This window comes from Agreia sp. Leaf335, assembly GCF_001423605.1.
Taxonomy (GTDB): Bacteria; Actinomycetota; Actinomycetes; order Actinomycetales; family Microbacteriaceae; genus Agreia.
In genome coordinates, this window is sequence record NZ_LMOQ01000002.1 from 312,123 (window position 1) to 338,654 (window position 26,532).

The 26,532-nt window shown below is 66.1% G+C and carries 27 protein-coding genes, 2 tRNA genes and 1 pseudogene; 6 read left to right on the plus strand and 24 right to left on the minus strand.

The genetic code is table 11. From position 1 onward, the window contains the following. Window positions 1-9 precede the first annotated feature (9 nt). Window positions 10-1,566 (plus strand): SPFH domain-containing protein, encoded by a 1,557-nt coding sequence (locus ASF79_RS07525; protein ID WP_055781077.1) that lies wholly within the window; start codon window positions 10-12, stop codon window positions 1,564-1,566. A gap of 72 nt (window positions 1,567-1,638) precedes the next feature. Here ASF79_RS07525 and ASF79_RS07530 read toward each other — a convergent pair. The 3 genes from ASF79_RS07530 to ASF79_RS07540 all read right to left on the minus strand — a co-directional run bounded on the left by ASF79_RS07530 (window position 1,639) and on the right by ASF79_RS07540 (window position 4,013). Continuing rightward, window positions 1,639-1,712 (minus strand) — tRNA-Ile (locus tag ASF79_RS07530). 55 nt (window positions 1,713-1,767) lie between these two features. Beyond that, entirely contained in the window at window positions 1,768-3,027 is a 1,260-nt protein-coding gene (locus ASF79_RS07535) for a glycosyltransferase (protein ID WP_442853836.1), read from the minus strand. Between the two features lie 68 nt (window positions 3,028-3,095). Next, complete coding sequence (locus tag ASF79_RS07540; RefSeq protein WP_055781071.1) at window positions 3,096-4,013, minus strand: DMT family transporter; 918 nt, start codon at window positions 4,011-4,013, stop codon at window positions 3,096-3,098. A 42-nt stretch (window positions 4,014-4,055) separates the two neighbouring features. Here ASF79_RS07540 and def point away from each other — a divergent pair, with 42 nt between their 5' ends. Next, on the plus strand, window positions 4,056-4,622 hold the full coding sequence (gene def / locus ASF79_RS07545; protein ID WP_055853511.1) for a peptide deformylase: 567 nt from the start codon (window positions 4,056-4,058) through the stop codon (window positions 4,620-4,622). Window positions 4,623-4,635: 13 nt separating this feature from the next. Here the strand turns inward: def and ASF79_RS07550 are convergent, their stop codons facing one another. The 15 genes and pseudogenes from ASF79_RS07550 to ASF79_RS07615 all read right to left on the minus strand — a co-directional run bounded on the left by ASF79_RS07550 (window position 4,636) and on the right by ASF79_RS07615 (window position 18,499). Then, window positions 4,636-4,941 (minus strand): AzlD domain-containing protein, encoded by a 306-nt coding sequence (locus ASF79_RS07550; protein WP_055853513.1) that lies wholly within the window; start codon window positions 4,939-4,941, stop codon window positions 4,636-4,638. Beyond that, window positions 4,938-5,663 (minus strand): AzlC family ABC transporter permease, encoded by a 726-nt coding sequence (locus ASF79_RS07555; protein ID WP_055854568.1) that lies wholly within the window; start codon window positions 5,661-5,663, stop codon window positions 4,938-4,940. The genes ASF79_RS07550 and ASF79_RS07555 overlap by 4 nt, the downstream gene beginning before the upstream one ends. Window positions 5,664-5,687: 24 nt before the next feature. After that, window positions 5,688-6,002, minus strand: coding sequence for a hypothetical protein (locus ASF79_RS07560; protein ID WP_055781062.1), 315 nt, complete (start codon window positions 6,000-6,002; stop codon window positions 5,688-5,690). 69 nt (window positions 6,003-6,071) lie between these two features. Then, a tRNA-Asn gene (locus ASF79_RS07565) sits at window positions 6,072-6,144 on the minus strand. Between the two features lie 68 nt (window positions 6,145-6,212). Continuing rightward, window positions 6,213-6,503: pseudogene (locus ASF79_RS07570) on the minus strand (NAD(P)-dependent oxidoreductase); the annotation flags it as partial. A 54-nt stretch (window positions 6,504-6,557) separates the two neighbouring features. Beyond that, window positions 6,558-7,370, minus strand: a complete 813-nt coding sequence (locus ASF79_RS07575) for an ATP-binding cassette domain-containing protein (protein WP_082466269.1) — start codon at window positions 7,368-7,370, stop codon at window positions 6,558-6,560. An 11-nt stretch (window positions 7,371-7,381) separates the two neighbouring features. Continuing rightward, entirely contained in the window at window positions 7,382-9,106 is a 1,725-nt protein-coding gene (locus tag ASF79_RS07580) for a dipeptide ABC transporter ATP-binding protein (RefSeq protein WP_055853517.1), read from the minus strand. Continuing rightward, window positions 9,103-10,164 (minus strand): ABC transporter permease, encoded by a 1,062-nt coding sequence (locus ASF79_RS07585; protein WP_055853519.1) that lies wholly within the window; start codon window positions 10,162-10,164, stop codon window positions 9,103-9,105. The genes ASF79_RS07580 and ASF79_RS07585 overlap by 4 nt, the downstream gene beginning before the upstream one ends. Before the next feature lie 2 nt (window positions 10,165-10,166). Next, window positions 10,167-11,267: an ABC transporter permease gene (locus tag ASF79_RS07590; RefSeq protein ID WP_055781047.1), complete on the minus strand. Its 1,101-nt coding sequence runs from the start codon at window positions 11,265-11,267 to the stop codon at window positions 10,167-10,169. Window positions 11,268-11,374: 107 nt separating this feature from the next. Further along, window positions 11,375-13,006: an ABC transporter substrate-binding protein gene (locus ASF79_RS07595; protein WP_055853522.1), complete on the minus strand. Its 1,632-nt coding sequence runs from the start codon at window positions 13,004-13,006 to the stop codon at window positions 11,375-11,377. Between the two features lie 195 nt (window positions 13,007-13,201). After that, a complete protein-coding gene (gene dnaG / locus ASF79_RS07600; RefSeq protein ID WP_055853524.1) occupies window positions 13,202-15,097 on the minus strand; it encodes a DNA primase in 1,896 nt (631 codons plus the stop codon). After that, entirely contained in the window at window positions 15,097-16,374 is a 1,278-nt protein-coding gene (locus ASF79_RS07605) for a deoxyguanosinetriphosphate triphosphohydrolase (protein ID WP_055853526.1), read from the minus strand. Before ASF79_RS07605 ends, dnaG begins: the two co-directional genes overlap by 1 nt. Before the next feature lie 4 nt (window positions 16,375-16,378). Then, on the minus strand, window positions 16,379-17,584 hold the full coding sequence (gene dusB, locus ASF79_RS07610) for a tRNA dihydrouridine synthase DusB (RefSeq protein WP_055853527.1): 1,206 nt from the start codon (window positions 17,582-17,584) through the stop codon (window positions 16,379-16,381). Between the two features lie 67 nt (window positions 17,585-17,651). Then, complete coding sequence (locus ASF79_RS17310) at window positions 17,652-17,795, minus strand: hypothetical protein (RefSeq protein ID WP_156366182.1); 144 nt, start codon at window positions 17,793-17,795, stop codon at window positions 17,652-17,654. Continuing rightward, the gene (locus ASF79_RS07615; RefSeq protein WP_082495753.1) at window positions 17,792-18,499 is read right to left on the minus strand and encodes a DsbA family oxidoreductase; all 708 of its coding nucleotides are present in this window, start codon (window positions 18,497-18,499) and stop codon (window positions 17,792-17,794) included. The genes ASF79_RS17310 and ASF79_RS07615 overlap by 4 nt, the downstream gene beginning before the upstream one ends. Window positions 18,500-18,591: 92 nt before the next feature. Here ASF79_RS07615 and ASF79_RS07620 point away from each other — a divergent pair, with 92 nt between their 5' ends. Beyond that, on the plus strand, window positions 18,592-19,080 hold the full coding sequence (locus tag ASF79_RS07620) for an aminoacyl-tRNA deacylase (RefSeq protein WP_055854576.1): 489 nt from the start codon (window positions 18,592-18,594) through the stop codon (window positions 19,078-19,080). Between the two features lie 20 nt (window positions 19,081-19,100). Here the strand turns inward: ASF79_RS07620 and ASF79_RS07625 are convergent, their stop codons facing one another. The 3 genes from ASF79_RS07625 to recO are packed head-to-tail and all read right to left on the minus strand — an operon-like array spanning window position 19,101 to window position 21,070. Continuing rightward, window positions 19,101-19,502: a hypothetical protein gene (locus tag ASF79_RS07625; RefSeq protein WP_055781029.1), complete on the minus strand. Its 402-nt coding sequence runs from the start codon at window positions 19,500-19,502 to the stop codon at window positions 19,101-19,103. Between the two features lie 9 nt (window positions 19,503-19,511). Further along, window positions 19,512-20,318 carry an isoprenyl transferase gene (locus ASF79_RS07630; protein WP_055853529.1) on the minus strand — a complete coding sequence of 269 codons (807 nt, stop codon included), beginning with the start codon at window positions 20,316-20,318 and terminating at the stop codon, window positions 19,512-19,514. Next, on the minus strand, window positions 20,315-21,070 hold the full coding sequence (recO, locus tag ASF79_RS07635; protein ID WP_055781024.1) for a DNA repair protein RecO: 756 nt from the start codon (window positions 21,068-21,070) through the stop codon (window positions 20,315-20,317). The genes ASF79_RS07630 and recO overlap by 4 nt, the downstream gene beginning before the upstream one ends. Before the next feature lie 77 nt (window positions 21,071-21,147). Here recO and ASF79_RS07640 point away from each other — a divergent pair, with 77 nt between their 5' ends. Further along, on the plus strand, window positions 21,148-21,852 hold the full coding sequence (locus tag ASF79_RS07640) for a trimeric intracellular cation channel family protein (RefSeq protein ID WP_235480615.1): 705 nt from the start codon (window positions 21,148-21,150) through the stop codon (window positions 21,850-21,852). Between the two features lie 19 nt (window positions 21,853-21,871). On the opposite strand, the gene leuA is transcribed toward ASF79_RS07640, so the two are convergent. After that, entirely contained in the window at window positions 21,872-23,638 is a 1,767-nt protein-coding gene (gene leuA, locus ASF79_RS07645; protein WP_055853531.1) for a 2-isopropylmalate synthase, read from the minus strand. 205 nt (window positions 23,639-23,843) lie between these two features. On the opposite strand from leuA, the gene ASF79_RS07650 reads away from it, so the two are divergent. After that, window positions 23,844-24,764 carry a TIGR01777 family oxidoreductase gene (locus tag ASF79_RS07650; RefSeq protein ID WP_055853532.1) on the plus strand — a complete coding sequence of 307 codons (921 nt, stop codon included), beginning with the start codon at window positions 23,844-23,846 and terminating at the stop codon, window positions 24,762-24,764. 7 nt (window positions 24,765-24,771) lie between these two features. Here the strand turns inward: ASF79_RS07650 and ASF79_RS07655 are convergent, their stop codons facing one another. After that, complete coding sequence (locus tag ASF79_RS07655; RefSeq protein ID WP_055854581.1) at window positions 24,772-25,188, minus strand: tetratricopeptide repeat protein; 417 nt, start codon at window positions 25,186-25,188, stop codon at window positions 24,772-24,774. A gap of 61 nt (window positions 25,189-25,249) precedes the next feature. Further along, a complete protein-coding gene (gene dapB / locus ASF79_RS07660) occupies window positions 25,250-25,999 on the minus strand; it encodes a 4-hydroxy-tetrahydrodipicolinate reductase (protein WP_055853534.1) in 750 nt (249 codons plus the stop codon). Window positions 26,000-26,042: 43 nt separating this feature from the next. On the opposite strand from dapB, the gene ASF79_RS07665 reads away from it, so the two are divergent. Then, on the plus strand, window positions 26,043-26,528 hold the full coding sequence (locus ASF79_RS07665) for a GNAT family N-acetyltransferase (protein ID WP_055853536.1): 486 nt from the start codon (window positions 26,043-26,045) through the stop codon (window positions 26,526-26,528). Window positions 26,529-26,532 lie beyond the last annotated feature (4 nt).

The following is a 26,532-nucleotide window of genomic DNA, read 5'->3' on the forward strand; positions in this document are numbered from 1 at the left end:
GAGGTACCTATGGACAACGCCGAAATCGTCGGAATCCTCGTCATCGCCGGGATTGCACTCGTCGTCGCTGTCGTGGTGGTTCTCGTGCTGTTGCTGTTTGCACGCAGCTGGATCAAAGTGGCTCGAGCGGACGAGGCCCTTGTCATCTCGGGCCGAAAGCAGAAAGTTCAGCTCGCCGTCTTGAGCGCCGACGGTTCGAGCCGCGACGAGATGTCCGAGTCGCCCGTTACGGTCATCGTCAACGGTAAGTCGCTCGTCAACCCGATCACTCAGCGCCACGAGATCATCTCGCTTCGCTCTCGTCAGGTCTCCTTGAACGCTGAGGCCCAATCGCTCGACAGCGTGACGTTGAACGTCGACGGTGTGGCCATCGTGAAGATCGGATCCGATCCCCTGCTGGTGCGACGCGCGGCTGAGCGCTTCGCCTCGCAGGACGCCGCGATCGAGCAGTTCACCACCGAGCAGCTGGAAGGCGCGCTGCGTGGAATCGTCGCGACCCTGTCGGTTGTCGAACTCATGCGAGAGCGAAAGAAGTTCTCGGATCAGATCGCGGCCGACGTGTCTCAGGAGCTCGCTGAGCAGGGACTGATCCTGGACTCGTTCCAGATCAAGGGCATCACCGACAAGGTCGGCTACATCCAGTCGCTCGGCGCTCCGGAGATCCAGGCGAAACGCCAGGCTGCAGAGATCTCGCAGACCAACGCCGATCGGGCCATCAACCAGAAGAACATCGCCAACAAGGAGGCCAACCTCGTCGAGCAGACCGGCCTCGACACCAACACGGCCAACTCCAATGCCGGCATCGGCCGCGCTCGGGCCGAGGCGGAACAGGCCGAGAACCTCGCCCGCGAGCAGGCGCAGCAGGCCGTTCTCCAGCAGCAGGCAGAGAACCGTCAAGCCCAATTGGATGCCGACGTGAAGCGTGTCGCCGATGCTCAGCGATACGAGGCGGAGACACGTGCGCAGGCAGACCTGTATACCCGCGAGCGGGCAGCAGAGGCTGCGGCCATCGAGCAGGTCAAGCAGGCAGAAGCGCGTACCCGTATCGCCGAGCAGCAGGCGCAGGCAGACAAGGCCCGAGCCGACGGTGAGGCAGCGGCCGCGGTCGCCAAGGCGACCGGTGAGGCGAGTGCCCTTCGTGCACAGGCCGAGGCGGAGTCCGAGGCGCGGCGCCTGCGCGCCAATGCCGAGGCTGACGCCATCCGAGCTGAAGGTGACGCCCGCGCTGGTGCACTCGAAGCGGAAGCCAAGGCCATCGCCTCGAATCAGGAGGCCTTCCTCTCGCAGCGCGTTCTCGACGTGCTGCCGTCGATCATGGCCGAGTTCGCGAAGGGATACTCGGCGATAGGAAGCGTGTCGATCGTCGGCGGGTCGAGCGACGACGGAGCCTCGAATCTCGTCGGCGCGGACAGTGCGAAAGCATTGAAGTCGGTCTTCGACACCGTCAGCGCGGCGACGGGTCTCGATCTCGCGTCGATCCTTCAGGGACAGGCTGTCGGGCGAGGCATCGGCGAGGGCATGGCCGCGACCGCTCCCCCGACCCCCGCCGCGCCAAGCGCGCAGTGAGCAGCGACGCCGGGTGAAAGAAGGGCCGTCCCGCATACGCGGGGCGGCCCCCTGCTCAGACTTCTCGCGGGGTAGGGCGTGTGGGACTTGAACCCACGACCGACGGATTATGAGTCCGCTGCTCTAACCGGCTGAGCTAACGCCCCCTGCGGCCCGTGCGTCTGACGAGCTCAGACCGGATACCGACTCACCACATTACCGCTATTCGTGCGACGCACTCGGCGAGACGATGAGCGGGTCTGTGACGACCTCTCCTCGGTAGAGCTTCTCGAATGTGCTCAGGGTGCGCTGGATGTCGTGGGCGGCGATGAGGCGAAGCGATGCGTTCTTGAAGACATCGAGTTCGTCTTGAGGGAGCGTGAGGATGTCGGTGAGCCGGTCGGCCATCTGCTGCGCGTCGCCGGGAGCGAACAGGTGTCCGTTCTCTCCGTCGCGCACGAGATGGGGAAGGGCCATCGCATCGGCGGCCACGACCGGCAAGCCCGACGCCATCGCCTCCATCGTCGCGATGCTCTGCAATTCGGCGATGGAGGGCATGGCGAAGACGGTCGCACGCGTGTAGGCGTCGCGTAGTTCCTGCTCGGTGACGTACCCCGTGAAGGTGACGCGATCTGCGATACCCAGGGTGACGGCCATCGACTCGAGGCTCTTCTTCAGATCGCCACCGCCGACGATCTCCAACTGCGCGTCGAGATCTGCGGGCAGCAACGTCATGGCCTTCAACAGCACGTCGATCTGCTTCTCGCCGGTGACTCGGCCGACGAAGAGGATCCGGTTCTTCGGACGGACCGTGAAATCGGGCGTGTAGTTGTCGGCGTTGATTCCGCAGGAGATCGAGTAGACGTTGGTGAGCCCGGTGGACTTCTCGAGGAACTCGGCCGCCCGTCTCGTCGGCGTCGTGATCGCGCTGGCTCTGCCGAAGGTGCGCTTGGCCGCCTTCCATGCGAGCCCTACTGCCCAGTCCTGCCACGACTTCGGCAACAGGGTGAACTCGAGGAGGTTCTCGGGCATGAAGTGGTTGGTACCCACGATATGGATGTTGCGCTTCTCGGCCTCGATCGACAGTCCGCGACCCACGATGATGTGCGACTGGAAGTGCACGACGTCGGGCTTGACCGCGTCGAGGATCTTGGCGCTGTTCTGGTTGATGACCCAGGGCAACGCGAAGCGGAGCCAGTCATGCGGGTACCAGCGCCAGCTGCGCAGGCGATGCACGGTGATGGCGTGACCGTCGTACGTCTCGGTCCAGGTGCCGTGCTTCTTGGATGCCGCTGGAGCCACGACGTGGACGTCGTGCCCCCGGGACGCCATGCCCGACGCGAGACGCTCGGAGAATCGAGCGGATCCGTTGACGTCGGGAGAGAAGGTGTCGGCACCGATGACGATGCGAAGGGGCCGTTCGGAGGAAGCCGTCGACGGCACCTCCGCCGAGGCGGGACGTGGGTCGGAGGAATCTGACACGGAATGAACCTTCTGTTGAGAGACGGGGAGGTACGAGGCCCTGAGCGGGGCTCGGAGGACAAACTACCTTAGCGCTCGATCTGCGGGTGGTAGCGGGCGAGCCCGAAGACCCCGACGATGGCGATCGCGCCGGTGATGACGTAGCCGATCATTGCCCACCACGGCGCCTGAGCCGCCTCGCCGAGCACGAGGATGCCGATGGCGACGGCGATGAGTGGATCGACGACGGTGAGGCCGGCGACGACGAGATCGGGCGGACCCGAGGAATAGGCCGTCTGCACGAAGTAGCCGCCGAGGGCGAATGCGGCGACGAGTCCGGCGACACAGACGAGCGTGAGCCACTCGAAGTCGCCCTGCTGTAACCGCTTGATGACGACCTTCGCGAGGGTCGCCACGAACCCGTAGAGCACGCCAGCGCCGATGATGTAGCCGATCGCCCGGACTCTGCGGCGGAACACGATGAAGCCTGCGCCGAAGACCAGCAGAACGACCGCAAGGATCACGAGGATGACGGTGAGTTGGACCTCGGTGATTGGGCGATCCCGAGCCGTGAACGCCGCCAGCACCACGAACAGGAACACGCCCCCGACGCACAGCACGATCGACAGGATCGACTTACGGTCGAGATTGACCTTGCTGAGCCTGGCGTTGAGGAAGGCGGTCATGACGAGCGCGACGACGCCGAGCGGCTGCACGACGATGATGGGAGAGAAGCCGAGGCTCGTGAGTTGGAAGACGACAGCGAGTCCGAGCATCAGGGTGCCGAAGACCCAGGACGGCCGCGAGAGCAACGACCACAGCTGGGCCAGATTCAGGCCGCTCGAGCCGGAGAGATTGGTCTTCGCTTCGACCTTGGCCACTCCGCGAGACTGGAACTGCGCGCCGAGGCTCAGGAAGACGGCACCGACGATCGCGATCGGAATGCCGATGAACTGAGCCGGATCGAGAGCGAACTGGTCCTGAATGTCGGTGAGTTCGGGAGGCACCCCCCGAGATTACCCTGACGACCGCGCCGATAGGCTTAGCGAATGGCTGTTCTCCCGATTCGAATCTCTGGAGACCCCGTTCTCCACTCCCCCGCATCTGACGTCACGGTCTTCGACGACACACTGCGCCAGCTGGTCGCCGACATGTTCGAGACGATGGATGCCGCGCCCGGCGTCGGCCTGGCCGCGCCGCAGGTCGGTGTGCCGCTGCGGCTCTTCACCTACGGGTGGGTCGACGACGACGATGTGGAGCACCGCGGTGTCGCCATCAACCCGGTTCTGCTGATCAGTCCGCCGCCCGTCGCCGAGAGCGACGAGGATTCCGACGCCGAAGGGTGTCTCTCGTTTCCCGGCGAGCGCTTCCCGCTCGTGCGGTCGACGGACGCTCTGCTGCGTGCCGTCGATCTCGATCAGAAGCCGTTCGAGATCGCCGCGAGCGGGTGGCTCGCCCGCATCTTCCAGCACGAGTTCGATCACCTGGGCGGCATCCTGTACGTCGACCGTCTCGAGTTCATCTACGGACGACGAGCCTCGAAGATCGCGCGCAAGCGAGGCTGGACCGAGCCCGGCCGCAGCTGGATGCCCGGGGTCGACGACCTCGACGCGTAACGAGGCCGCGGCGTCAGCTGAGGGCCCGGATGCCGGCCGCGACGGCGGCCGCTGCGACGACCACCACGATGAATGGCACGCGCAGGGCGAAGAGGACGGCGGCCACGAGGACCGCGGGTACTCGAGCGTCGAGCTGAAGCTGCTGCCCCTGGGCGAAGGTCTGCAGCGAGATGAGTGCCGCCAGCAGGGCGACCGTGAGCAGGTCGACCATGCGCGCCGGTGTGGGGCGCTCGATGAGACGCGCCGGCACGAGATAGCCGAGGCTCTTCAAGCCGAAGCAGATGATCGAGGCCAGAAGCACGATGTGCCAAGCTGTCATGACTTCTCCCCCGTCCGGTTGCCAGACGTGCGCTGTCCCGATCCGAGCCAGTTCGTCGCTCCGATTACCACGGCGACCAGGGCGGCGACGAGAACGGGTAGCCCCGGCATCAGAACCGGCGTCAGGATCGCGGCCACGAACCCTGCAGCCACGGCCACGGCCTGAGCCTGCAGCTTGGCCAACCGCGGCCAGAGGAGGCCGAGGAACGCGGCGGCGGCGGCCGCGTCGAGTCCGTAGGCACTGACATCGCCGAGCAGGTCGCCGATCACGGCGCCGAGGAGGGTGGTGAGGTTCCAGCCGACGTAGACGACGAGTCCCGTCGCCCAGAAGCCGATTCTCTGGGCACGCAGCGAGCCCTGAGCGCTCGAGACGGCCGTCGACTCGTCGATCGTCAGATGGGCTGCAGCCGCCCGGCGTAGAAAGCCTCGTCCGATGACGGGCGACATCCGGATCGCGTAGACGGAATTCCGCGAGCCGAGCAGTGCGGCCGACGCGACGGCCGATGGCCACGCGGACAGACCGCCGGAGGCGAGAACACCCACAAGGGCGAATTGGGAGCCGCCCGTGAACATCACCAGGCTCAAGATCATCGTCTGCCAGATGTCCAAGCCGGCACCCACCGTGGCGAGCGCGCCGAACGAGACTCCGTAGGCCGCCGTCGGCAATCCGACGGCGAGGGCGGCACGGTAGGCGCGTGTGTCGTCAGCGCTTCTGACGCCCACGTGGCTGCGCGGACGAGGCGACACTCAGTACGACGACGCGTCGCGGAGCTCGATGGCCGCCGCGCGCTTGTACAGTCTGGAGCTCCTGACGGTGAGAAGAACGCCGAGCACGATCGGCACGCCGAGCATCAGCATGAGGGCGATGATCCTTCCGGCGATCTCGGCCCCGTTCACCTCGCTGGCGTTCTGAGACGACGACACTGCAGACCCGGCGACGGAGCCCAGGACCACGATGAGGAAGACGACCCAGGTGACGATCGCCCCGACCATGAAACGCCGTGCACGACGCCGGAGCGTGAGGGGATTCTCGGACACGGCCGATGTGAAGGAATCGCTCATCGTTCTATTTTATGGGCGCTCGGGAACGAAAAAAGGCCACCAGGGGTGGAGCCCGTGGTGGCCTTTTCGCTCCCCGACTTGGACTCGAACCAAGAACCTGCCGGTTAACAGCCGGCTGCTCTGCCAATTGAGCTATCGAGGATTGCTGGAAACAGCGTAGTTACACTATCACCTATTCGGCGATGCCTTTGTCACGCTCATCGACCTCCATCAGTATCCCACACCTGGATCGACCACTCCGTCAACACCCCCGCCGCCGAGGAACGCCCGGGTGTTGTCGAACACCCTCCGAGCCAGAAGAGGCCGGGTCACGGCAGGAGTATCCGCGCTGTGCGGCGTGATGATGAGATTCGGGGCGATCCAGGCGATACTGCCGCTCTGACGTGCATCGACGAGGGCGTCGGTGACGACGAGAGCACCGTGACCGATGTTGACGACGACGGCGGAATTCTTCATCGCATCGAACTGGGCCCGGCCGACGAGTCCGCGCGTGTCGTCGGTGAGGGCGGCGGCGGCGAAAGGCCAGGGTGAGCATCTCGCGGTGTTATCCGGCGGTCACCGTTGGTCGCCGGAGACGGTGCGGGCGAGCCCCTGTACGTAGGGGTGGTGAGGATCCTCGAGCACCTCGTCGATCGTGCCGAGCCCCACGACCATGCCCTCGTGGAGCACGGCGATGCGGTCCACCGAGCGACGAAGTACATCGAGGTCGTGGCTGATGATGATGGCGCTGGCCCCACGGTCGCGCTGGAGCGAGGCGATGACATCGACCACCTGTCCGCGAACGGAGACGTCGATGCCTGCGGTCGGCTCGTCGGCGACCAGGAACACCGGATCCATGACCAGGGCCCGGGCGACCGCCACTCGCTGTCGCTGTCCGCTGGAGAGCTCGTGCGGCAGCATGTTGAGCATTCCGACGGGCAGCAGCAGGCTGTCGAGGAGCGTCGCCGCGCGAAGCCCGGCGTCGTTGGCATCGAAGTGCTTGTCGCGCAGAAAGAGCGGCTCGGCGATGATCTCGGCGACCGTCATGTTCGAGGTCAAGGTAGACCCGGCATCCTGCGCGAGATGGCCGATGCCGAACGTGAGTCTGCTGAGTTTGCGCCCCCGGGTGCGTTTGAGGTCGTAGCCGAGCACGGAGAGGGCCCCGCCGACGATGCGAGGCGCACCGTCTCGAGACGGCGCCAACGCGGCCGAGCCGGAGATCACCGAGGCGATCGTCGACTTGCCTGACCCACTCGATCCCACCAGGCCGATGATCTCGCCCGGGTCGACATTCAGCGTGAAGCCCTTGACCGCGGTGTGCGCGGAGCTGACGCTGTGTGCCGGATATTCGATCGTGACGTCAGACGCCGTCATTATCCGTTCGCTCATGGATACCGACCCTAGCCGTCGACCGCCTGAAGTCGGTGGAGCGCCTCGCGCCTCGTCTGCTGTTCGACCGGATCCGGAACGGGAAGCGACGCCAGAAGCCTCTGCGTGTAGGGGTGACGCGGAGAGCCCAGCACCTCGGCGCCCGTTCCCTCCTCGACGAGTTCACCCTTGTAGAGCACCGCTATGCGGTCGGCGAGCATGTCGACGACCGCGAGGTCGTGACTGATGAAGAGCGACGCGAATCCGAACTCCCTCTGCAACTCGGTGAAGAGCTCGAGTACCCGGGCCTGCACCGAGACGTCGAGAGCGCTGGTGGGCTCGTCGGCGATCAGCAGCTTCGGACGCAACGCGATCGACCGTGCCAGGCTCGCTCGTTGCCTCTGACCACCGCTGAGCTCGTGCGGGTACCGATCGCCGAATGCGCTGGGCAACTGCACGGCCTCGAGCAACTCGTCGACCTGCGCGCGAGCGTCGCGGGTGTCTGCCGCCCGACCGTGCACGACCAACGGCTCGGCCACGCACTCCGCGATGGTGAGCAGAGGATTGAAGCTCGACGCCGGGTCTTGGAACACGAAGCCGATGTCGACCCGGGCACTACGGAAGGAGCGTTCCTTGATGCCGAGCATCTCGCGTCCGAGCACGTTGAGCGAACCTCCTGTGACCTTCGAGAGGCCGGCGATCGCGCGGCCGATCGTGGTCTTTCCCGACCCCGACTCCCCCACGAGACCCAGGACTTCTCCCTCTCTGATCTCGAAGGAGACGCCGTTCACGGCACGGAAACCACCGCGGCCGAGGCGCCCGGGGTACTCGATGACCAGGTCGCGAGCGGCCACCACGGGCGTGCTCGAGGACGCCCGATCCAGACGCTCCTGAGTTCGGACGGCAGCACGGGCCTCTCCTTGCCCGATGTGCGGAACAGCGGCGAGAAGTTGCTTCGTGTAGTCGGCCTGGGGTGAGGCGAACAGGGTGCGCGAATCAGCTTCTTCGACGACCTTGCCCTGATACATCACGACGACTCGATCGGCGAGGTCGGCGACCACGCCCATGTTGTGCGTGATCAGCACGATCGCGGTGTCGAACTCGTCGCGCAGGCGGCGCAGCAGATCGAGGATCTCCGCCTGCACGGTCACGTCGAGCGCTGTCGTGGGCTCGTCGGCGACGATGAGGCCCGGATTCAGAACCAGAGCCATGGCGATGACCACACGCTGCTTCTGGCCGCCCGAGAACTGGTGCGGGTAGTAGTTGACCCGGGTCTCGGGGTCGGGGATGCCTACCCGACGCAGGATGTCGATGGCCTGCTTCTTGGCATCGGCGCGCGACACGGAACCGTGCGCTCGGATGCCTTCGGCGATCTGCCAGCCGACGGTGTAGACGGGGTTGAGGGCGGTCGACGGTTCCTGGAACACCATCGCGACGTCTTCGCCGCGGAGACCGCGCAGAGTGCCGGAGTTGGCTCCGACGATGTCGGTGGTGCGGCTGCGGTCGCGGCTGCGTAGGAGGATCGACCCCGACGAGGTTGCCGTCGCCGGCACGAGGCCGAGGATCGACTTCGCGGTCACGCTCTTGCCGCTGCCGCTCTCGCCCACGATCGCGACGATCTCTCTCGGGCGAACGGCGATCGACACACCGTCGACGGCGCGTACAGCACCGCCGTCGGTGGCAAAGGTCACGCGCAGATCGACGATGGAGACGATGTCCGACTGGTCGACGGACGGCTCGCTGGGGACTGCACTCATGAGACGCGCTCCTCGTCGTTCGTTGTCGCTCTGTCGTCGGCGACCACCGCCTGGCCGGTCGCTGCTGCACCGTGCGGTGCCGCTCCGTTGTCCGGAGCCGGCGCGCCGGTGTCGAGCGCCGCGCGGCGTCCGCGGAGGCGCGGGTCGGCGAGGTCGTTCAGGCTCTCGCCGAGAAGGGTGATGCCCAATACGGCGAGCACGATGGCGAGACCGGGGAATAGGGAGGTCCACCAGATTCCGCTCGTGACGTCGGAGAGGGACTTGTTGAGGTCGTAGCCCCATTCGGCGGCGGCCGTGGGCTCGATACCGAAGCCGAGGAAGCCGAGGCCGGCGAGTGTCAGGAGGGCCTCCGACGAGTTGAGGGTCAGGAGAAGAGGAAGCGAGCGGGTGGCGTTGCGCAGCACATGACGGAAGATGATGCGCGGCGCGCGCGTACCGATCACCTTGGCGGACTCGACGTAGGCCTCGCTCTTGATGCGCACCGTCTCGGCCCTGATCACGCGGAAATACTGCGGAATGAAGACGACGGTGATCGAGATCGACGCCGCCAGGATGCCTCCGAAGAGGTTGCTCTGACCGCCCGAGATCACGATCGACATGACGATGGCGAGCAGGAGCGAGGGGAAGGCGTAGATGGCGTCGCAGACGACGACCAGTACCCGGTCGAGCCAGCCTCCGATGTAGCCGGACACGAGTCCGAGGAAGATGCCGGCGAAGATCGAGAGGATGACCGAGACGACGATCGTGAGGATCGCGGTCTGGGCACCCCAAATCACCCGGGAGAGTACGTCGTAGCCGCCGACCGTCGTGCCCAGCAGATGCTCGGCGTTCGGTGCCTGCTGGGCGCCGAACGGGGTGCCGTCGGCACGCAGTTGGGCGAACCCATAGGGCGCGAGCAGCGGGGCAAGCACCGCGGTGATCACGAAGACGCCCGTGATGACGACGCCCGCGATCAGCATGCCGCGCTGCAGGCCGATGCTGGAGCGCACCTCGGCGAACAGCGGGATGCGCGACGAGAGACTGCGACGCGGGCGGGGACGAGTGGTTGTGGTCGTCACGACTAGTACCTGACTCTCGGGTCGATCAGCGCGGCGATGATGTCCACGATGAAGTTGGTGACGGCGACGATCACGGCCAGGAGGGCGACGATGCCCTGCACGGCGACGAAGTCACGTGCCTGGAGGTATTGGGCCAGCTGGAAGCCGAGCCCCTTCCATTCGAATGTCGTCTCGGTCAACACCGCGCCGCCGAGCAGCAGTGCGATCTGCAGGCCGATGACGGTGATGATCGGAATGAGAGCGGGGCGATACGCGTGCTTGCGCACCAGCCGGAATTCCGTGACTCCGCGCGACCGAGCGGAGTCGACGTAGTCGGTTCCGAGGGTGCCGATGAGGTTGGTGCGCACGAGCCTCAGGAACACGCCCGCGGTGAGAAGGCCGAGAGCGACCCCGGGAAGCACAGCGTGCGAGAGCACATCGCCGATCACATCGGGGTTGCCCGTCTGGATCGCGTCGATGAGATAGATGCCCGTCTTCGACTGCAGGAACTGCATCTGCAGCTCGGCGCCGGTGGAGGCGCGCCCCGCGACCGGGAGGATCTGGAACCAGACGGCGAACACGAGCTTGAGCAGGAGACCCGCGAAGAAGACCGGGGTCGCGTAGCAGAGGATCGCGAAGATACGCAGGAACGCGTCGGGCGCGCGGTCGCGGAACGAGGCGGCGACCATGCCGAGCGGGATTCCGACGATGAACGCCACGATCAACGCGTAGAACGCGAGTTCGAGCGTCGCGCCGCCATAGGTCAGCAGCACCTGGGTGACGGGGCGGTTGTCGCTGAGGGTATTGCCGAAGTTGCCGGTGAAGATGTTGCCGAGGTACTCGAGGTATTGCACGATGAGCGGGCGGTCGTAGCCCGCTTCATGGATGCGCTCCTGCAGCTGGGGACCGGTCAGCTTGCCGCCCAGGGCGGCCGTGATCGGGTCTCCGGTCGTGCGCATGAGCAGGAAGACGAGGGTGACGAGGATGAACACCGTCGGGATGATGAGCAGGAAGCGCACGAGGATGTAGCGGCCGAGGCCTCCCCCACCCGACGACGAGCTTCGCCGGAGTACGGCCGGGGGTGCGGCGGATGCCGGATCCGGAGAGCTGAGTTCTGCAGTCACGTGCGATGTCCTTCGGTAAAAACGACGGGTGACGTGACTCAGGGGCGAGGCGCCTGCGCGCCTCGCCCCTGAGCCACAATGCTAGACAGACTCTAGCCTGTGGCCGATCAGCCCTTGGTCAGGGCTCCGTAGCGGAACTTGAACGACGCGTCGAGCGTGTCCTTCGTTCCCTCGACGGTCGTTCCGGTGACCGCCACCTGGGCGCCCTGCAGGTACGGAACCGTCGAGAGGTCCGCAGCGACGGCATCCTGGATCTGTTCGATCAGGGCCGTGCGCTCCGCGGGGTCGGTCGTGACGGCCTGCTTGAGGATCAGGTCGTTGACGGCCGGGTTGTCGTAGTGGTTGGCCAGGAAGTTCTCGGTCAGGAAGAACGGCGTCAGGTAGTTGTCGGCGTCGGAGTAGTCCGGGAACCAGCCGAGTTGGTACGACGGGTACACGTCGGTCGTGCGGTCCTTCGAGTACTGCACCCATTCGGTCGTCTCGAGGTTGACCGTGAAGAGACCGGTCGACTCGAGCTGATCCTTGATGAGCGCGTACTCGTCGCCCGAGGAGGGGCCGTAGTGGTCGTTGCTGTACTGCAGCGACAGCTCGACCGGGCCGGTGATGCCCGCGGCGGCGAGAGTGGACTTGGCCTTATCGGCATCCGGGCCACCGTTTCCGTCGCCGTAGGGTGCCTTGAGCGACTCGGTCGCGCCCGTCAGACCTGCGGGAACGTAGGAGTAGAGCGGAGTGTACGTGCCCTTGTAGACCTGGTCGGCGATCTCATCGCGGTCGATGAGGTCGGCCACGGCCTGGCGCACAGCCAGGGCCTTGGCCGGGTCGGCCTCGGGCGTCTTGGCCCCGAACGGCTGCGTGTCGAAGTTGAAGACGATGTAGCGGATCTCGCCGCCGGGTCCGTCGACGACCTTGACCTTGTCGTTGCCCTTCAGGTCGTCGATGTCGGTCGCGGAGAGGCTACGGAAGGCCACATCGATGTTGCCCTCCTGGATGTCGAGCTTGAGGTTCGACGAGTCGGCGTAGTACTTGACGTTGACCTGGTCGGTCTTCGCCTTGCCCAGAACGCCGTCGTAGCCCGCGAACGCCTTGTACGAGATCAAGTTGTTGAAGTCGTAGCTGGCGATTTCGTACTGGCCGGCGAATGCCTTGCCCTTGACGATGTCCTCGTCACTGGTGAGCTCCGTGGCCGAGAAGACGTCTTCGTCGACGATGGGACCGGCGGGGCTCGACAGGATCTGCGGGAAGACCTGGTCGTCGGCCGACTTGAGGGTGAAGACGACCGTGGTGTCGTCGGGTGCCGCGACCGAGTCGAGGTTGTACAGGAGCGACGCAGGGCCGTTCTCATCGTTGATGGCAAGCTGGCGATCGAACGAGAACTTCACGTCAGAGGAGGTGAGGTCGTTGCCGTTGGCGAACTTCAGTCCGGGCTTCAGCTTGACGGTGTACTCGGTGGGCGCGGTGAACTCCGCCGACTCCGCGATGTCCGGCTTGACATCCGGGGTGCCGTAGGGCGTGTTCATCAGGAAGGGGAACACCTGGTTCATGACGGCGAAGGAGCCGTTGTCGTACGACCCGGCCGGATCGAGCACCGTGACCTTGTCGGTGGTACCGATGGTGATGGCGCTGCCGCCCGTGCTGCCGCCGTTCGAGCCGCCGGAGCACCCGGCGAGCACGAGGGCCACCGCTGCTGTTCCGGCGAGCGACGCGACGACTCGAGCCGTGCGTGTGGATGCGGATCTCATATCCGTCTACCTCTCTGGAGTGATGTTTCAGACACAGGTGCACCCCCTTATCGGGGCATACCGTGATTGCTGTACCCCAGTCATACCGCAGCGGACGAACTGTCACCAAGCTGACAGGGAGCGGTGAGGAACATGTTTACCGGATCGAAACAAGCCGGTTCCTGCCTCGCAGGAGCGCTTGGCTGCCATCGTCGGCTATTCGCGCAGTGCTCGCCTGTCGGCTTCGACCTGCATGAGCTGACGCTGCAGCGAACGGTGCTCTTCGGGCTGGGCGGTCGCATCGGTGCGCTGGAACTGCCCGAGCAACTCCTCTTTGCGACGCACCAGATCGCGTTCGATGAGCGAGAGCACCACCTGTTGCAGGTACACGTCGAGTTCGCGTTCGGGGCGTTCGGGCACGGGCGCGACGGCGAGCTGCGCGACGAGCGTCTTCACGGGATCGGGGACGGTCTCCTGGATGATCGATGCCCACTCGGGCTTGTCGAAGGAGTTGAGTCTCATGGCCACGGCGTCGCGTACTGCGGCCAATGCTCCGTTGCTGAACGCCACCGCCGTTCCGCGCGCCAGCAGGTCTTTGCCGACGCTGTTCGGGAACTGCAGCATCGCCATCAACGCGTCGCGCTCGAGTCGGGTTGCCGTTGTGCTCGGCAGACTGGTCAGGGAGATGGCCACGGGCGGCGCGACCTCGAGGGAGGTGATGGATGCCGGCCCGCCCTCGGCGGCCGGGGCCAACCGCGGCGACTCGAGCTGTCGCGACGCGGCGTGCTCGCTCGACCTTCCCGCGGCGTCCACTGCCCGCCCCACCTCGCCGAGGTCCATGCCGAGCAGACGCGCGAGCTCGCGAGCGTATCCGGGTCGGATGGAGGGATCTCGGATGTCGGCGACGACCGGAGCCGCTGCCCGCAGCGCGGCGACGCGGCCCTCGACCGTGTTGAGGTCGAAGGTCGAGAGGCGCTGCTTGATCACGAACTCGAACATCGGCTTTTTGCCCGTGACGAGACGACGCACCGCGTCGTCTCCTCGACCGAGCCGCAGGTCGCAGGGATCGAGCCCGTCGGGGGCCACGGCCACGTAGGTCTGCGCGGCGAAGCGGTGCTCCTCGCTGAAGGCACGCAGCACGGCTTTCTGGCCGGCGGCATCCGGGTCGAACGTGAAGATGACCTCGCCGAGCCCTGCCGTATCGTCGGAGAGCACGCGGCGCATGACCTTGATGTGGTCGACACCGAACGAGGTGCCGCAGGTGGCGACCGCGGTCGTGACCCCGGCGAGGTGGCAGGCCATCACGTCGGTGTACCCCTCGACGATCACGACCTGGTGGCTCCGAGCGATGTCGCGCTTGGCCAGGTCGAGCCCGTAGAGCACCTGCGACTTGTGATACACGAGCGTCTCTGGCGTGTTCAGGTACTTGGGGCCCTTGTCGTCGTCGAGCAGGCGCCGCGCACCGAAGCCGACTGTCTGACCCGTCTGATCGCGGATCGGCCAGATGAGCCGCCCGCGAAACCTGTCGTAGCTGCCCTTCTCGCCCGTGCTGGTGAGGCCCGCCGCCGTGAGCTCGTCGGACGTGAACCCCTTGGAGCGGAGGTGCTTGCCGAGGATGTCCCAACCTTTGGGTGCGAAGCCGACACCGAAGCGCTGCGCCGCCGACGCGTCGAAGCCCCGCTCGCCGAGGAACCGCCTGCCGACCTCTGCCTCGGGCGTCATGAGCTGCTCGATGAAGAACTCCCTGGCAGCGTCGTTGGCCGCCAGGAGTCGTGCCCGGCTGGAGTAGTCAGACGGGGCTCCCCCGTCTTCGTAGTGCAGCTCGAATCCGATGCGCGCGGCCATGCGCTCGACGGCCTCGCTGAACGAGACGTGATCCATCTTCTGCAGAAAGGTGAAGACGTCACCGCCTTCGCCGCAACCGAAGCAGTGGTAGTACCCCACCTGTGGGCGAACGTGGAAGCTCGGGCTGCGTTCGTCGTGGAACGGGCAGAGCCCCTTCATCGATCCCACGCCGGCACTCTTCAGCGTGACGTACTCTCCCACGACGTCGCCCAGATTGATGCGCGACCTGACCTCGTCGATGTCGCGCCTCAGAATCAGTCCAGCCATCAGCCCAGCAGTCCCCTGCTCCAGGCGATCGCCGACTGATCGGTGAGGCTGGCCACCTGATCGACCACGACGCGCTTGCGCGCCGCGTCATCGGATGCTTCGCGCCAGTCGGCCGCGAACGCCACCTCGAGCGCACCCTCGCCGAGACGGAAGAGCTCGGTAGCGAGGGAGGTCAGGATGCCGCGCTGTTCGACGTAGAGCGGCTGGCGGGAGTCGCTGGCCATCACGTAGGCGGCGACGATGCCTTTCAGCACCGCGATCTGCGCCTCCACTGGCCGGGGAACGACGACGCGTCCGCCGAAACGGGCGAGTGCCTCTGCGGGGTATGCCTCACGGGTAGCGGCCGTCGATCGGCCGGCGAACCTGCCGATCAGCTGGCTGGTGAGATTCTTCAATCGACCCTGGGCCAGCCGAGATCCGTCCCAGCCGTCGAGCCAGATCTCAAGGGAGGTGAGCTCGTCGAAGGCGGCGGTCAATTCGTCGCGGCTGAAGTCGTCGCCCACCCACGACGAGATCGCCGACACCAGATCGTCGTGATCGGCCCGCGCGCCCAGGGCACCCACGTCGATGTACCCGGTCAGCACGGCGTCTTCGAAGTCGTGCACCGAGTAGGCGATGTCGTCGGAGAGGTCCATGACCTGGGCCTCGATGCACTTCTGGCCCGCGGGTGCACCCTGGCGAAGCCACCGGAAGGCGGCATCGTCTTCGGGATACACACCGTACTTCGCGCGACCGCTGGGGTCGCCGATCGCGTCGTCGATCGTCCACGGGTATTTGCAGCTCGCGTCGAGGCTGGCCCGGGTGAGGTTGAGTCCGGCGCTCGTGCCGTCGGCGTAGATGACTTTCGGCTCGAGTCGCGTGAGAATGCGCAGGCTCTGCGCATTGCCCTCGAAGCCGCCGATGTCGGCTGCCCACTCTGCGAGGGCGCGCTCGCCGTTGTGGCCGAAGGGCGGATGCCCCAGGTCGTGGGCGAGACACGCCGTGTCGACCACGTCGGGGTCGAGCCCGAGACTCGTGGCGAGCTCGCGACCCACCTGGGCCACCTCGAGCGAATGCGTGAGGCGGTTGCGGGCGAAGTCGAGGTCGGCCGGCGAGAGCACCTGCGTCTTCGCGGCGAGTCGGCGGAAGGCGCTCGAATGCAGGATGCGTGCGCGGTCGCGCGCGAAATCGCTGCGGCGCGACGAGTGCTGCTCGGCGACGATGCGTTCGCTGTCGCGCGGTTCGTACCCCGCGGGGAGAACGGCCGGCGCGGTGGCGATGTCGGAGGTGGTCGGCATGGCTCTATCCACCGCTGTGGTGCAGTTCGGCGCTCGCCAGTTCGGCGCGCTCGGGCAGATCGAGTTCGCGGGAATCGAGCCACTTGTCGGGCAGCGACGGCCGTTTCGGTGAACCCGCCCGACCTCGCGGACCCTCTGCGTCGATGCCCGGGTAGGGCAGCGAGCCGTCGAGCGTCGCGAGAACGGCGTCCATCTCTGCGAGCGATTTCACCATGCTGAGGCTCGCGCGAACCTCGTGGCCCACCGGATACCCCTTGAAGTACCAGGCGACGTGCTTGCGGATATCGCGGCAGGCACGGTCTTCGTCTTCGAAGAACTCCGAGAGCAGCTCGGTGTGCCGACGGATCGCCCCGGCCACCTCTCCGAGCGTCGGCGCGGCGCGCGACTCACGAGCGACGGATGCGTCGAGGCGGCCGCTGCGAACCCGGAACGCGTCGGCGAGATCGCCGAAGAGCCAGGGACGACCGAGGCACCCTCGCCCGACGACGACGCCGTCGCATCCGGTCTCGTCGACCATGCGGATGGCGTCGTCGGCCGACCAGATGTCGCCGTTGCCGAGCACCGGGATGCTCGTGATCGTCTCTTTGAGCTTCGTGATCGCCGACCAGTCGGCCTGGCCCGAGTAGAAGTCTGCTGCCGTGCGCGCGTGCAGCGCGATGGATTTCACGCCCGCGCCCTCCGCGGCCTTGGCCGCCTCGAGGTACGTGAGGTGATCGTCGTCGATGCCTTTGCGCATCTTGACCGTGACCGGAATGTCGCCGGCTGCGTCTACTGCCTCTTCGACGATCTGCCGGAAGAGCCCCAGCTTCCAGGGCAGGGCGGAGCCGCCGCCCTTGCGGGTCACCTTCGCCACCGGGCATCCGAAGTTCATGTCGATGTGGTCGGCGAGATTCTCCTCCACCAGCATGGTGACGGCCTGGCGCATCGTAGCAGGGTCGACGCCGTAGAGCTGGATGGAGCGCAGCGTCTCGGACGGGTGATGGCGGATGAGTCGCATGGACTCGGGGGTGCGCTCGACGAGCGCGCGGCTCGTGATCATCTCACTGACGTAGAGCCCTGCGCCGTACTCGCGGCAGAGCCGTCGGTACGCGGTGTTGGTGATGCCGGCCATCGGCGCGAGCACGACGGGTACGTCGAGCTCTATCGGCCCGATGCGGAGGGCGGAAGCCGGAGTGACGGCCGTATCGGCCGGTGCGAGGGAGGAATTCATGACTCGTCGATTCTCCCAGACATTTGAGGGGGCGGGGTCAGGCGCGGTGACGACTGTGGACGAGGGCTCAGGTCGGGTCGATGACGCAGACGCCGTCGACGCACACCGCGCCGGATGCGCCGACCATGCGCAGACCTGGCGCATCCGGCGTGGCCAGCGTCGACGTCGTCGTGGCCTCGGTCGAGTCGCCGGCTTCGGCGGCCGACGTCATGCCTGCACCGATTCTGCGGAGCCGTCGCGCTCGTGCGCCACCTGACCGAACACCTCGACGAAGGTGGTCGCGTCCTGTGCGCCCGACACACCGTACTTGCCATCGATCACGAAGAAGGGCACGCCCTGGATTCCGTACTCCTGAGCCTGACGCTGATCGGCGCGGACGGCGGCCAGGTACTCCCCCGATTCGAGCGATCGCACGACGTCGTCTCGATCGAGTCCGATCTCTGCGGCGAGGTCGGCCAGGTCGTCTACGCGGCCGACGTTGCGGCCCTCTTCGAAGTAGGCCTTCAGGAGTCTCTCCTTGGCCTGCAGCTGGAGACCCTTCGACTTCGCGTAGTGGATGAGCTCGTGCGCCTTCACCGTGTTGGCGTGCTGCAGGGCGTCGTAGTCGTAGTGCAGCCCGACGTCTTCGGCGATGCCCACGACGCGAGTGAGCATCTGCCTGGCCTGTTCGGCCGGAATGCCCTTGTGCTGGGAGAGGAACTCGACCTCGTCGCCGTCGAAGTCGACGGGCGTATCGGGCGAGAGCTCGAAGCTGTGGTACTCGATCTCGACCGCAGGGGTACCGGGCTGCGTCGCGAACGCCTCGACTCCGGCCTCGAGCTTGCGCTTGCCGATGTAGCACCAGGGGCACGCGATGTCACTCCAGACATCGACTTTGATGGACGCGGGGGCAGCGGGGGTCTGAAGATCGGTCACGGTGGGTCGAACGGATGCCCGTGGTCGGCTATTCCCGAAAGGTCGGTCGCCGGCCCGGAAGATTTCGCCCGGCCCTGTGGTTGACTCCGTTCATGACGACTTCAGGGCGCGACCGGGTGATCGACGATGCGGCTCGCCGCGGAATCCTTGTGGAGATCGTCGAACGCCCGCCGGCCAGCAGCCTCGAAGAGGCCGCGGCGGGGCTCGGCCTCGATCCGGCGGGGATCGTGAAGACCCTCGTCGTGAAACGGCACGACGGAGATTTCGTGTTCGCCCTGGTTCCCGGAGACCGGCAGATCAGCTGGGCGAAGCTGAGAGCCCTCGTGAACGTGAACAAGCTGTCGATGCCGCACCAAGACGTCGCCCGAGATGCCACGGGTTACGAGCGCGGCACGATCACGCCGCTGGGGAGCACGACGGCCTGGCCCGTGTTCGCCGACGAGCGCATCGTCGGCCGACGGATCGCCCTCGGCGCCGGCGAGCACGGCCTGTCGGCTTTCGTCGACGCAGACCAGCTTCTGGATTCCTACGGCGCGACGATCGCGGACATCACCGACGAACTGAAGCCCCGCGACGCCTGATAGCCACCGCCGGCCGACCGCTAGCGGGCCAGCGACACGACGTGGCGTGCGTACTCGACGCGGCCGAAGACATCCGGCGCTGTCGCCGTGCTGAATACCGGCACGTTGCTCTGGTACTGCAGCTGACCGTTGCGAGCGGTCACCTGCACGAATCCCGTCATACGGGATTCGCGGGCCAGCAGGAAGAGAAGACTCAGGATGAACACGAAGAAGAAGCCCACGATCGCCAAGACGATCGCCCAGGTCGGTGTCTTCTGTTCCACTCGGGTGAAATCGGAGACGAAGAACTCGGTGCCGACGAGCGGAACAGTCCCGGCAGGAGTGACCAACCAGCTGCTGGTGACAGCGATCTCTCCGATGACGACCAGCGGAGGTTCTGATTGTGCGGCGGGGTGGGAATCGACAGGGGTGAGATCCGACATAGCCGAAGCTTAGAGGGCGGGCGCGCTCGGCGAGTCGACGGCTCCGCCGAAGCGGCGCGACCGACCCGTGTAGTGCTCGATGGCCTGCCACAGATCGACCCGCGTGAAGTCCGGCCAGAGGGTGTCGAGGAAGACCATCTCGGCGTAGGCGGACTGCCACAGCTGGAAGTTGCTGGTGCGCTGCTCGCCCGAGCTGCGCACGAACAGGTCGACATCGGGCAGATCGGGCAGGTAGAGGTGCTTCTGGATCGTCTTCTCGCTGATGCCCGAGGGCTTCAGACGGCCGGCGCGCACGTCTTCGGCGATGGCGGTGACCGCATCCACGATCTCGTTGCGACCGCCGTAATTGACGCACATGCTCAACGTCATCGTGCTGTTGGTCGCGGTCATCTGCTCTGCGAGCTGCAGATCCTTGATGACGCTCGCCCATAGTCTCGGCTTGCGACCGGCCCAGCGGATGCGCACGCCCCACTCATCGAGCTGATCGCGGCGGCGATGCAGTACCTCGCGATTGAAGCCCATGAGGAATCGCACCTCATCGGGTGAGCGCTTCCAGTTCTCGGTCGAGAATGCGTAGACGCTCAGATGCTTGACGCCGATCTGGATGGCGCCGGCGACCACGTCGAGCAGTGCCGCCTCGCCGGCGCGGTGTCCCTCCACCCGGGTCAGACCGCGGGAGTTGGCCCAGCGCCCGTTGCCATCCATCACCACGGCGACGTGGCCGGGCACCTGCGCCCGTGGGATCTCGGGCGGGTACACGCCCGTCCAATCGAGGGGTCGGAACTCGGGAACGTCCGATGCGCGGGATCTGGTCATGACACGGCCTCCTGGCGTCGTTTCTGGGCCGAGCGGTCGACGTGCTCGAGAGAGCGCAGGCCGCGCTCCAGATGCCACTGCGTGTAGGCCGAGACGACTCCGCTCGCTTTGGAGCGCGATGCCTGATCGGCGGCATCGGCCCGAGCCCAGTCCCCGGTCAGCAACGCGCTGAGCAGACCGATCGTCTGCTCGTCGAGGCGCACGGTTCCCGGAGGGGCGACGGAGTCGCTGACGACACCTCCGAGTTGCACGACGAATGCGGAGTGCGGCCCGGGCTCGCCGGTCACGGCGCAGTCGTGGAAGCTCGGCGCCCATCCTGCCATCGAGAGGGCGCGCAAGAGATAGGAATCGAGGGTGAGGCTGGCGCCGTGTTCGCCGCGTGACAGAGAACGGAGTGCGCCGACCAGCAGGAGGTACTGCGGGAGTCCGGCTTCGGCCTCGCTCAGCTTGTCGGCCGTCTCGACCATGGCGCTGGCCGCGGTGTAGCTCGCGTAGTCGGCGGTGATGGCTGCGCCGTAAGAGGAGATCGTCTCGGCCTGGGTGACCGTATCGAGCGACCGGCCCTCGTAGAACTGAACGTCGGCGACCATGAACGGCTCGAGCCGGGCACCGAATTTCGAGCCCGTGCGACGGACCCCGCGGGCCACGGCCCGCACCTTGCCGTGCTGTCGAGTGAGCATGGTGACGATACGGTCTGCCTCGCCCAGCTTGTGGGTTCGCAGCACGACGCAGTCGTCACGGTAAACAGGCACGATCCATTATCGACCCTCGGTCAGGGGATTGCCCGGCGCACGCGCGGTCGTGGTACACCTTGAAGGTGTCTGATGCCGTGGCCTTCTCCATCCCCCTCTGGTCGGATTTGCTGGCCGTGGGCATCGGTAGTCTGCAGGGCGCGATGTTCGCCTCGCAGTTCCGGGATCGCCGGCTGGATCTGCTCGGCGTCGCCATCATCGGCGTGGCGACGGGCCTCGGGGGCGGGCTTCTTCGCGACATCTTCCTCGTGGTGCCGCTCGTCGCCCTGCACACGAACTGGTACCTGAGCGTCGCCGTCCTCTCCGCACTCTTCGGCATGCTGCTGGTGCGCCTCTTCGAGCGGCTCGACACCGTGATCACCATTCTCGATGCGCTGACCATCGGCCTCTTCGGCGCCATCGGAACCACCAAAGCGCTCTCGCTGGGTCTGCCCGTGATCCCCTCGATCTTCGTGGGAGTCGTCTCCGCGGTCGGCGGCTCGGTCGTTCGGGATGTTCTTCTCGCGATGCCGATCGCGCTGATGCACGTCGGGTCGCTCTACGCTGTCGCTGCGGGAGCAGGCTCGGCGGTCCTCGTCGCATTCTGGGCCGGAGGCATGGACATCACCGTCGCCGCCGTGATCTGCGTCATCGTCACGACGGTGGTGCGCCTGCTGGCCGTGCGCTACGGATGGAGCCTGCCCGAGCAACGCGCCATCCGCAGGATGCCCAGGATCTCGCGCGCGGCTCTGCGTCCACGCTGGCCCCGGCTCCGCCGAACGGCGAAGCCGGGGCAGCGCTGACGATCGGCCCCGTTCGCGATCAGACCGCGGCGAGCTCGCGATCAGAATCAGAGACCCGGATGGCGCGGTTCACGGCGCTGACGACGGCCTTCAGAGACGCCGTCGAGATGTCGGCGTCGATGCCGACGCCCCACAGCCTCGAGCCGTTGACCTGCAGTTCGACATAGGCGGCGGCCAGGGCATCGCCCGACGCGCTGAGGGCGTGCTCGACGTAGTCGTAGAGCTTGACCTCCACACCCTGCTCGCTCAGGACGTTGAGGAACGCGGCGATGGGTCCGTTCCCCGACGCCGCCGTGTCGAGGGTTTCTTCGCCGATGCGCAGCTCGACCTGCAGAGAGACGCTTCCCGACATGTCGCTGGCCGTGCGGGTGCGAGCAAGTTCGAATCGGCCCCACTTCGCTTCGGAGCGCTCCGCGGGAGCGGGCAGGTACTCGTCTTGGAAGATCGCCCAGATCTGGTCGCTCGTGACCTCGCCGCCCTCGGCGTCGGTCTTGGTCTGCACGACGCCCGAGAATTCGATCTGCAGTTTGCGCGGCAGATCGAGCGCGTGATCGTTCTTCAGCAGGTACGCGACGCCGCCCTTGCCCGACTGCGAGTTGACACGGATGACTGCCTCGTAGCTGCGCCCCAGATCTTTGGGATCGACGGGGAGGTACGGCACTGCCCAGACCAGCTCGTCGACGTCCTTGCCCTGAGCGGCAGCATCGACCGCCATGGCCTCGAAGCCCTTCTTGATGGCGTCCTGATGCGAGCCGCTGAATGCGGTGTAGACCAGGTCGCCTGCCCAGGGGCTGCGCTCGGGCACCTTCAGCTGGTTGCAGTACTCGGCGGTGCGCCGGATCTCGTCGAGGTCGGAGAAGTCGATCTGCGGATCGATGCCCTGCGTGAACAGGTTGATGCCCAGCGCGACCAGGTCGACATTGCCGGTGCGCTCTCCGTTGCCGAAGAGGCATCCCTCGATACGGTCGGCGCCCGCCATGTAGCCCAGCTCGGCGGCGGCGATCGCCGTACCTCGGTCGTTGTGAGGGTGCAGCGAGAGCACGATGTTCTCTCGGTGGGCTAGCCGGCGGCTCATCCACTCGATCGAGTCGGCGTAGACGTTCGGCGTCGCCATCTCGACGGTCGCCGGCAGGTTGATCATGACCTTCCGGTCTGCGGTCGGCTCGAAGATCTCGATGACCTGGTTGCAGACATCCAGCGCGAACTCCAGCTCCGTGCCGGTGAAGCTCTCGGGAGAGTATTCGTAGTAGACGGTCGTCTCGGGAATCGTGTTCTCGTACTGGCGGCAGAGCCGAGCCCCGGCCGTGGCGATGTCGATGATTCCCTGCCGGTCACTGCGGAAGACGACGTCGCGCTGCAGGATGGACGTGGAGTTGTAGAGGTGCACGATGGCCTGCTTCGCGCCGGCGATCGACTCGTAGGTGCGGGCGATGAGGTGCTCACGCGCCTGAGTCAGCACCTGGATGGTGACGTCTTCGGGAATCGCGTCTTCGTCGATGAGGCTGCGCACGAAGTCGAAGTCGGTCTGGCTGGCGCTAGGAAACCCGACCTCGATCTCCTTGTAGCCCATGCGCACCAGCAGGTCGAACATCACGCGTTTGCGCTCGGGACTCATCGGATCGATGAGAGCCTGATTGCCGTCGCGCAGATCGACCGCGCACCATCGCGGTGCCTCGGTGATGCGCTTGTCCGGCCAGGTTCGGTCGGGCAGATCGACGACGATCTGCTCGTGGAAGGGACGGTACTTGTGGATCGGCATGGCCGATGCAGTTTGATTGTTCTTCACGGTCTTGTTCCTCAAATGTCTTCGGATTGTCAGCCAATGACGAACTCCGCGACGAGGAAGGCCTGAGACTAGGACTCGTCGCGGCAGCTAAGAAGGAGCAGACCGAACAGCATGGTGCAACGGTAGCACCGTTTGCCGGTGGCGACGATGACTTCTGGGACTGACCATCCGGTGCGGTTAGGCTGAAACAAAAGGGAGAGGCCGAATGCCTGAACAGCAGACCATCGTCATCGCCGGCGCCTCCGGCATGATCGGCACCGAATTGACCCGCCAGCTCGAGGCTGCAGGTCACCTGGTGATCCGGCTCGTTCGGCGGCCGACGCACCACCCGAAGGAACGGCAGTGGGATCCGGAGGTGTCGTGGCTGAATGTCGCCACGGTCGACGCAGCCGATGTCATCGTGAACCTGTCCGGCGCATCCATCTCTCGGCTGCCCTGGACCCTGCCGTACAAAAAGCAGATCCTCTCGTCGCGCATTCAGGCGACGAGCACCATCACAGCAGCGATCGCGAAGTCCTCGTCTCCCCCAGTGACGTTGGTGAACGGCTCTGCTGTCGGCTACTACGGAGATCGGCCGGGCGAGATCCTGACCGAGACATCTGCCCAGGGCGACGGCTTTCTGGCGAAGGTCGTCGACGCGTGGGAACGTGCCGCCGCCAAGGCGTCGCCCAACACGCGGGTGGTCATGGCCAGGACTGGCCTCGTGCTCGGCAACGGCGGGGCGCTGAAGCCTCTGGAGATCCTGGCGCGTCTCGGGGTAGCCGGTCCCCTCGGGTCGGGCAAACAGGTCTGGCCGTGGATCAGCCTGCGCGACGAGGCTGCCGCGATCGCACACCTCGCTCTGAACTCGTCGCTCTCCGGTCCCGTGAACTTGGCGGCCCCTCGCCCTGTGAGCGCCACGGAACTCACGGAGACTCTCGCCCGCTCGCTCAACCGCCCGTTCTGGCTTCCCGCACCGAGTTGGGCAATCAAGGCAGCCCTGGCCGACGCGGGCAAGGAGCTGCTGCTGTCAGATCAGAACGTCTCATCGCAGCTGCTCGTCGCAGACGGCTTCGCTTTCCGCGATCAGAACGTCGACGACGGCCTGAGCGCCGCACTGTCGGCGCCGCACCGTATGGCTCGCTGAGACCTGCTCAGATCGCCTGCCGGTTCAGCGCGATGGCACGGCGTAGCGCGGCGCGCGCGCGGCGCCGGTCGCCGCTGGCATCGTAGGCGAGGCCGAGCCTGAACCAGGCGCGCCAGCTCTCGGGGGCGGCGTCGACCTCGGCTCTGTATCGGTCGAACTCGGCGTCTGCAGCTGCCCTGTCGGGCCGACCGCTTGGCCTCTTGGGGAGGCTGTCTTCGGGCAGCGACTGGTCGGCCTCGAGATCTTTGACCAGGCGTTCGGTGCGGATGCCGAAGAGAAGCTCGCGCATCAGCGCCCAGGCGGCGATCAGCGGAAGAACGATGAGCGCGATTCCCAGCCCGATGGCGACGGGCTCCCCCGTCGCAACCAGGCGTACCGAGCGGTCGACCACGAGAATCAGATAGAGCGCCAGGAGAACCGCCATCGACCAGGCGGCGATGCGGCCCTTCACGGCGCCACTGTCTCGACGACGTCGCCGGCGCGACTCATCGCTCGCCCGCGTCGGGGTTGAGGTCGACGAGCTTGTCGAGCCCGACGATGACACCCCTGGCCTGCGTTGCTGCGCGGAGGGCGATCACGATGCCCGCCTCGTAGGCGCTCGGTGAGAGCGTCTCGTGGCTGATGGTGAGCACCTCGCCGACGCCGCCGAGAATGACGTCTTGTTTCGCCACGACCCCCTGCAGGCGCAGACTGTGGATCGGAACGCTCGCGACCTGCTGGCCTCGGGCGCGCTGGTCGGTGTGCGGAGCCGAGACCGGGCCGAGTGGGCCGCGGGCCGCGGCGATCAACTCGGCCGTTCTCACCGAGGTTCCCGAGGGAGAGTCGATCTTGGTGGCGTGGTGTGCCTCGACGATCTCGATCGAGTCGTAGAAGCGCGCGGCCATCGCCGCGAACGAACTCGCGAGCACCGATCCGACGGAGAAGTTCGGAATGATCACGGCGCCCAGTTCAGGGTTGTCGACCAGGCGTCGCTCCAGAGCCCGGATGCGATCGGCAGACCATCCGGAGGTACCGACCAGGACGGGGATCTCGTTCGTGAGCGCGAAATCGACGATCGAATGAGACACGGCGGGTACCGTGACATCGACAACGAGGTCGGCCCCGATCATCTCGGACAGATCCCCCGACGATCCGATCCGCGCGAAGATCTCGAACCCCTCGGTCTCGTCGACGATTCGTGAGAAGAGCTGCCCCATGCGGCCGGATGCGCCGACGACGGCGACCTTCGTAGTCATGGCTCCAATCTACCAACGTCGGTGTCTCCCTTAGCCTTGAGCCATGGATATGCGCGAGGCCCGAACGGATTCGCCGGCGGCCCACAGACTGCTGATCGACTACTTCACTTGGCGCGCCAGCGAGTTCCCTCCGACACAGGGGACGTACACGATCAGCCATCCCGACCCGACCGCGTTCGTCGCGCCGGATGGCGCCTTTCTTGTGGCCGTCGACGACGATGACGAGCCCGTGGGCTGCGGCGGTATTCGTCGCATCCCGCGTGACGAGGCGGGTCGAGTGCGGTTCGAGGTGAAGCACCTCTGGCTCGCTCCCAACAGTCGTGGCAAGGGTCTGGCCACCGCGATGATGGACGAGCTGGAGTCGCGCGCACGGGAATTCGGTGCTGATCTCATGGTGCTCGACACGCACCACACCCTCACCGGGGCTGCGCGCCTTTACGCCTCGCGGTCGTACCTTCCCGTCGACGCGTACAACGAGAATCCGAATGCCACCGTCTGGTACCGGAAAGACCTGAGGCTATCCGCTTAGATCG

What these genes read in the sequence shown, in the direction of transcription:
- ASF79_RS07665 (WP_055853536.1), top strand. Translation starts at nt 26,043, where the DNA reads ATGGATATGCGCGAGGCCCGAACGGATTCGCCGGCGGCCCACAGACTG.
- ASF79_RS07550 (WP_055853513.1), bottom strand. Translation starts at nt 4,941, where the DNA reads ATGACAGCTTGGCACATCGTGCTTCTGGCCTCGATCATCTGCTTCGGC.
- ASF79_RS07580 (WP_055853517.1), bottom strand. Translation starts at nt 9,106, where the DNA reads ATGAGTGCAGTCCCCAGCGAGCCGTCCGTCGACCAGTCGGACATCGTC.
- ASF79_RS07650 (WP_055853532.1), top strand. Translation starts at nt 23,844, where the DNA reads ATGCCTGAACAGCAGACCATCGTCATCGCCGGCGCCTCCGGCATGATC.
- ASF79_RS07620 (WP_055854576.1), top strand. Translation starts at nt 18,592, where the DNA reads ATGACGACTTCAGGGCGCGACCGGGTGATCGACGATGCGGCTCGCCGC.
- dusB (WP_055853527.1), bottom strand. Translation starts at nt 17,584, where the DNA reads ATGAATTCCTCCCTCGCACCGGCCGATACGGCCGTCACTCCGGCTTCC.
- ASF79_RS17310 (WP_156366182.1), bottom strand. Translation starts at nt 17,795, where the DNA reads ATGACGTCGGCCGCCGAAGCCGGCGACTCGACCGAGGCCACGACGACG.
- ASF79_RS07630 (WP_055853529.1), bottom strand. Translation starts at nt 20,318, where the DNA reads ATGACCAGATCCCGCGCATCGGACGTTCCCGAGTTCCGACCCCTCGAT.
- ASF79_RS07655 (WP_055854581.1), bottom strand. Translation starts at nt 25,188, where the DNA reads ATGGCGGTTCTCCTGGCGCTCTATCTGATTCTCGTGGTCGACCGCTCG.
- ASF79_RS07625 (WP_055781029.1), bottom strand. Translation starts at nt 19,502, where the DNA reads ATGTCGGATCTCACCCCTGTCGATTCCCACCCCGCCGCACAATCAGAA.
- dnaG (WP_055853524.1), bottom strand. Translation starts at nt 15,097, where the DNA reads ATGGCTGGACTGATTCTGAGGCGCGACATCGACGAGGTCAGGTCGCGC.
- dapB (WP_055853534.1), bottom strand. Translation starts at nt 25,999, where the DNA reads ATGACTACGAAGGTCGCCGTCGTCGGCGCATCCGGCCGCATGGGGCAG.
- ASF79_RS07595 (WP_055853522.1), bottom strand. Translation starts at nt 13,006, where the DNA reads ATGAGATCCGCATCCACACGCACGGCTCGAGTCGTCGCGTCGCTCGCC.
- ASF79_RS07525 (WP_055781077.1), top strand. Translation starts at nt 10, where the DNA reads ATGGACAACGCCGAAATCGTCGGAATCCTCGTCATCGCCGGGATTGCA.
- ASF79_RS07575 (WP_082466269.1), bottom strand. Translation starts at nt 7,370, where the DNA reads ATGAGCGAACGGATAATGACGGCGTCTGACGTCACGATCGAATATCCG.
- def (WP_055853511.1), top strand. Translation starts at nt 4,056, where the DNA reads ATGGCTGTTCTCCCGATTCGAATCTCTGGAGACCCCGTTCTCCACTCC.
- ASF79_RS07560 (WP_055781062.1), bottom strand. Translation starts at nt 6,002, where the DNA reads ATGAGCGATTCCTTCACATCGGCCGTGTCCGAGAATCCCCTCACGCTC.
- ASF79_RS07605 (WP_055853526.1), bottom strand. Translation starts at nt 16,374, where the DNA reads ATGCCGACCACCTCCGACATCGCCACCGCGCCGGCCGTTCTCCCCGCG.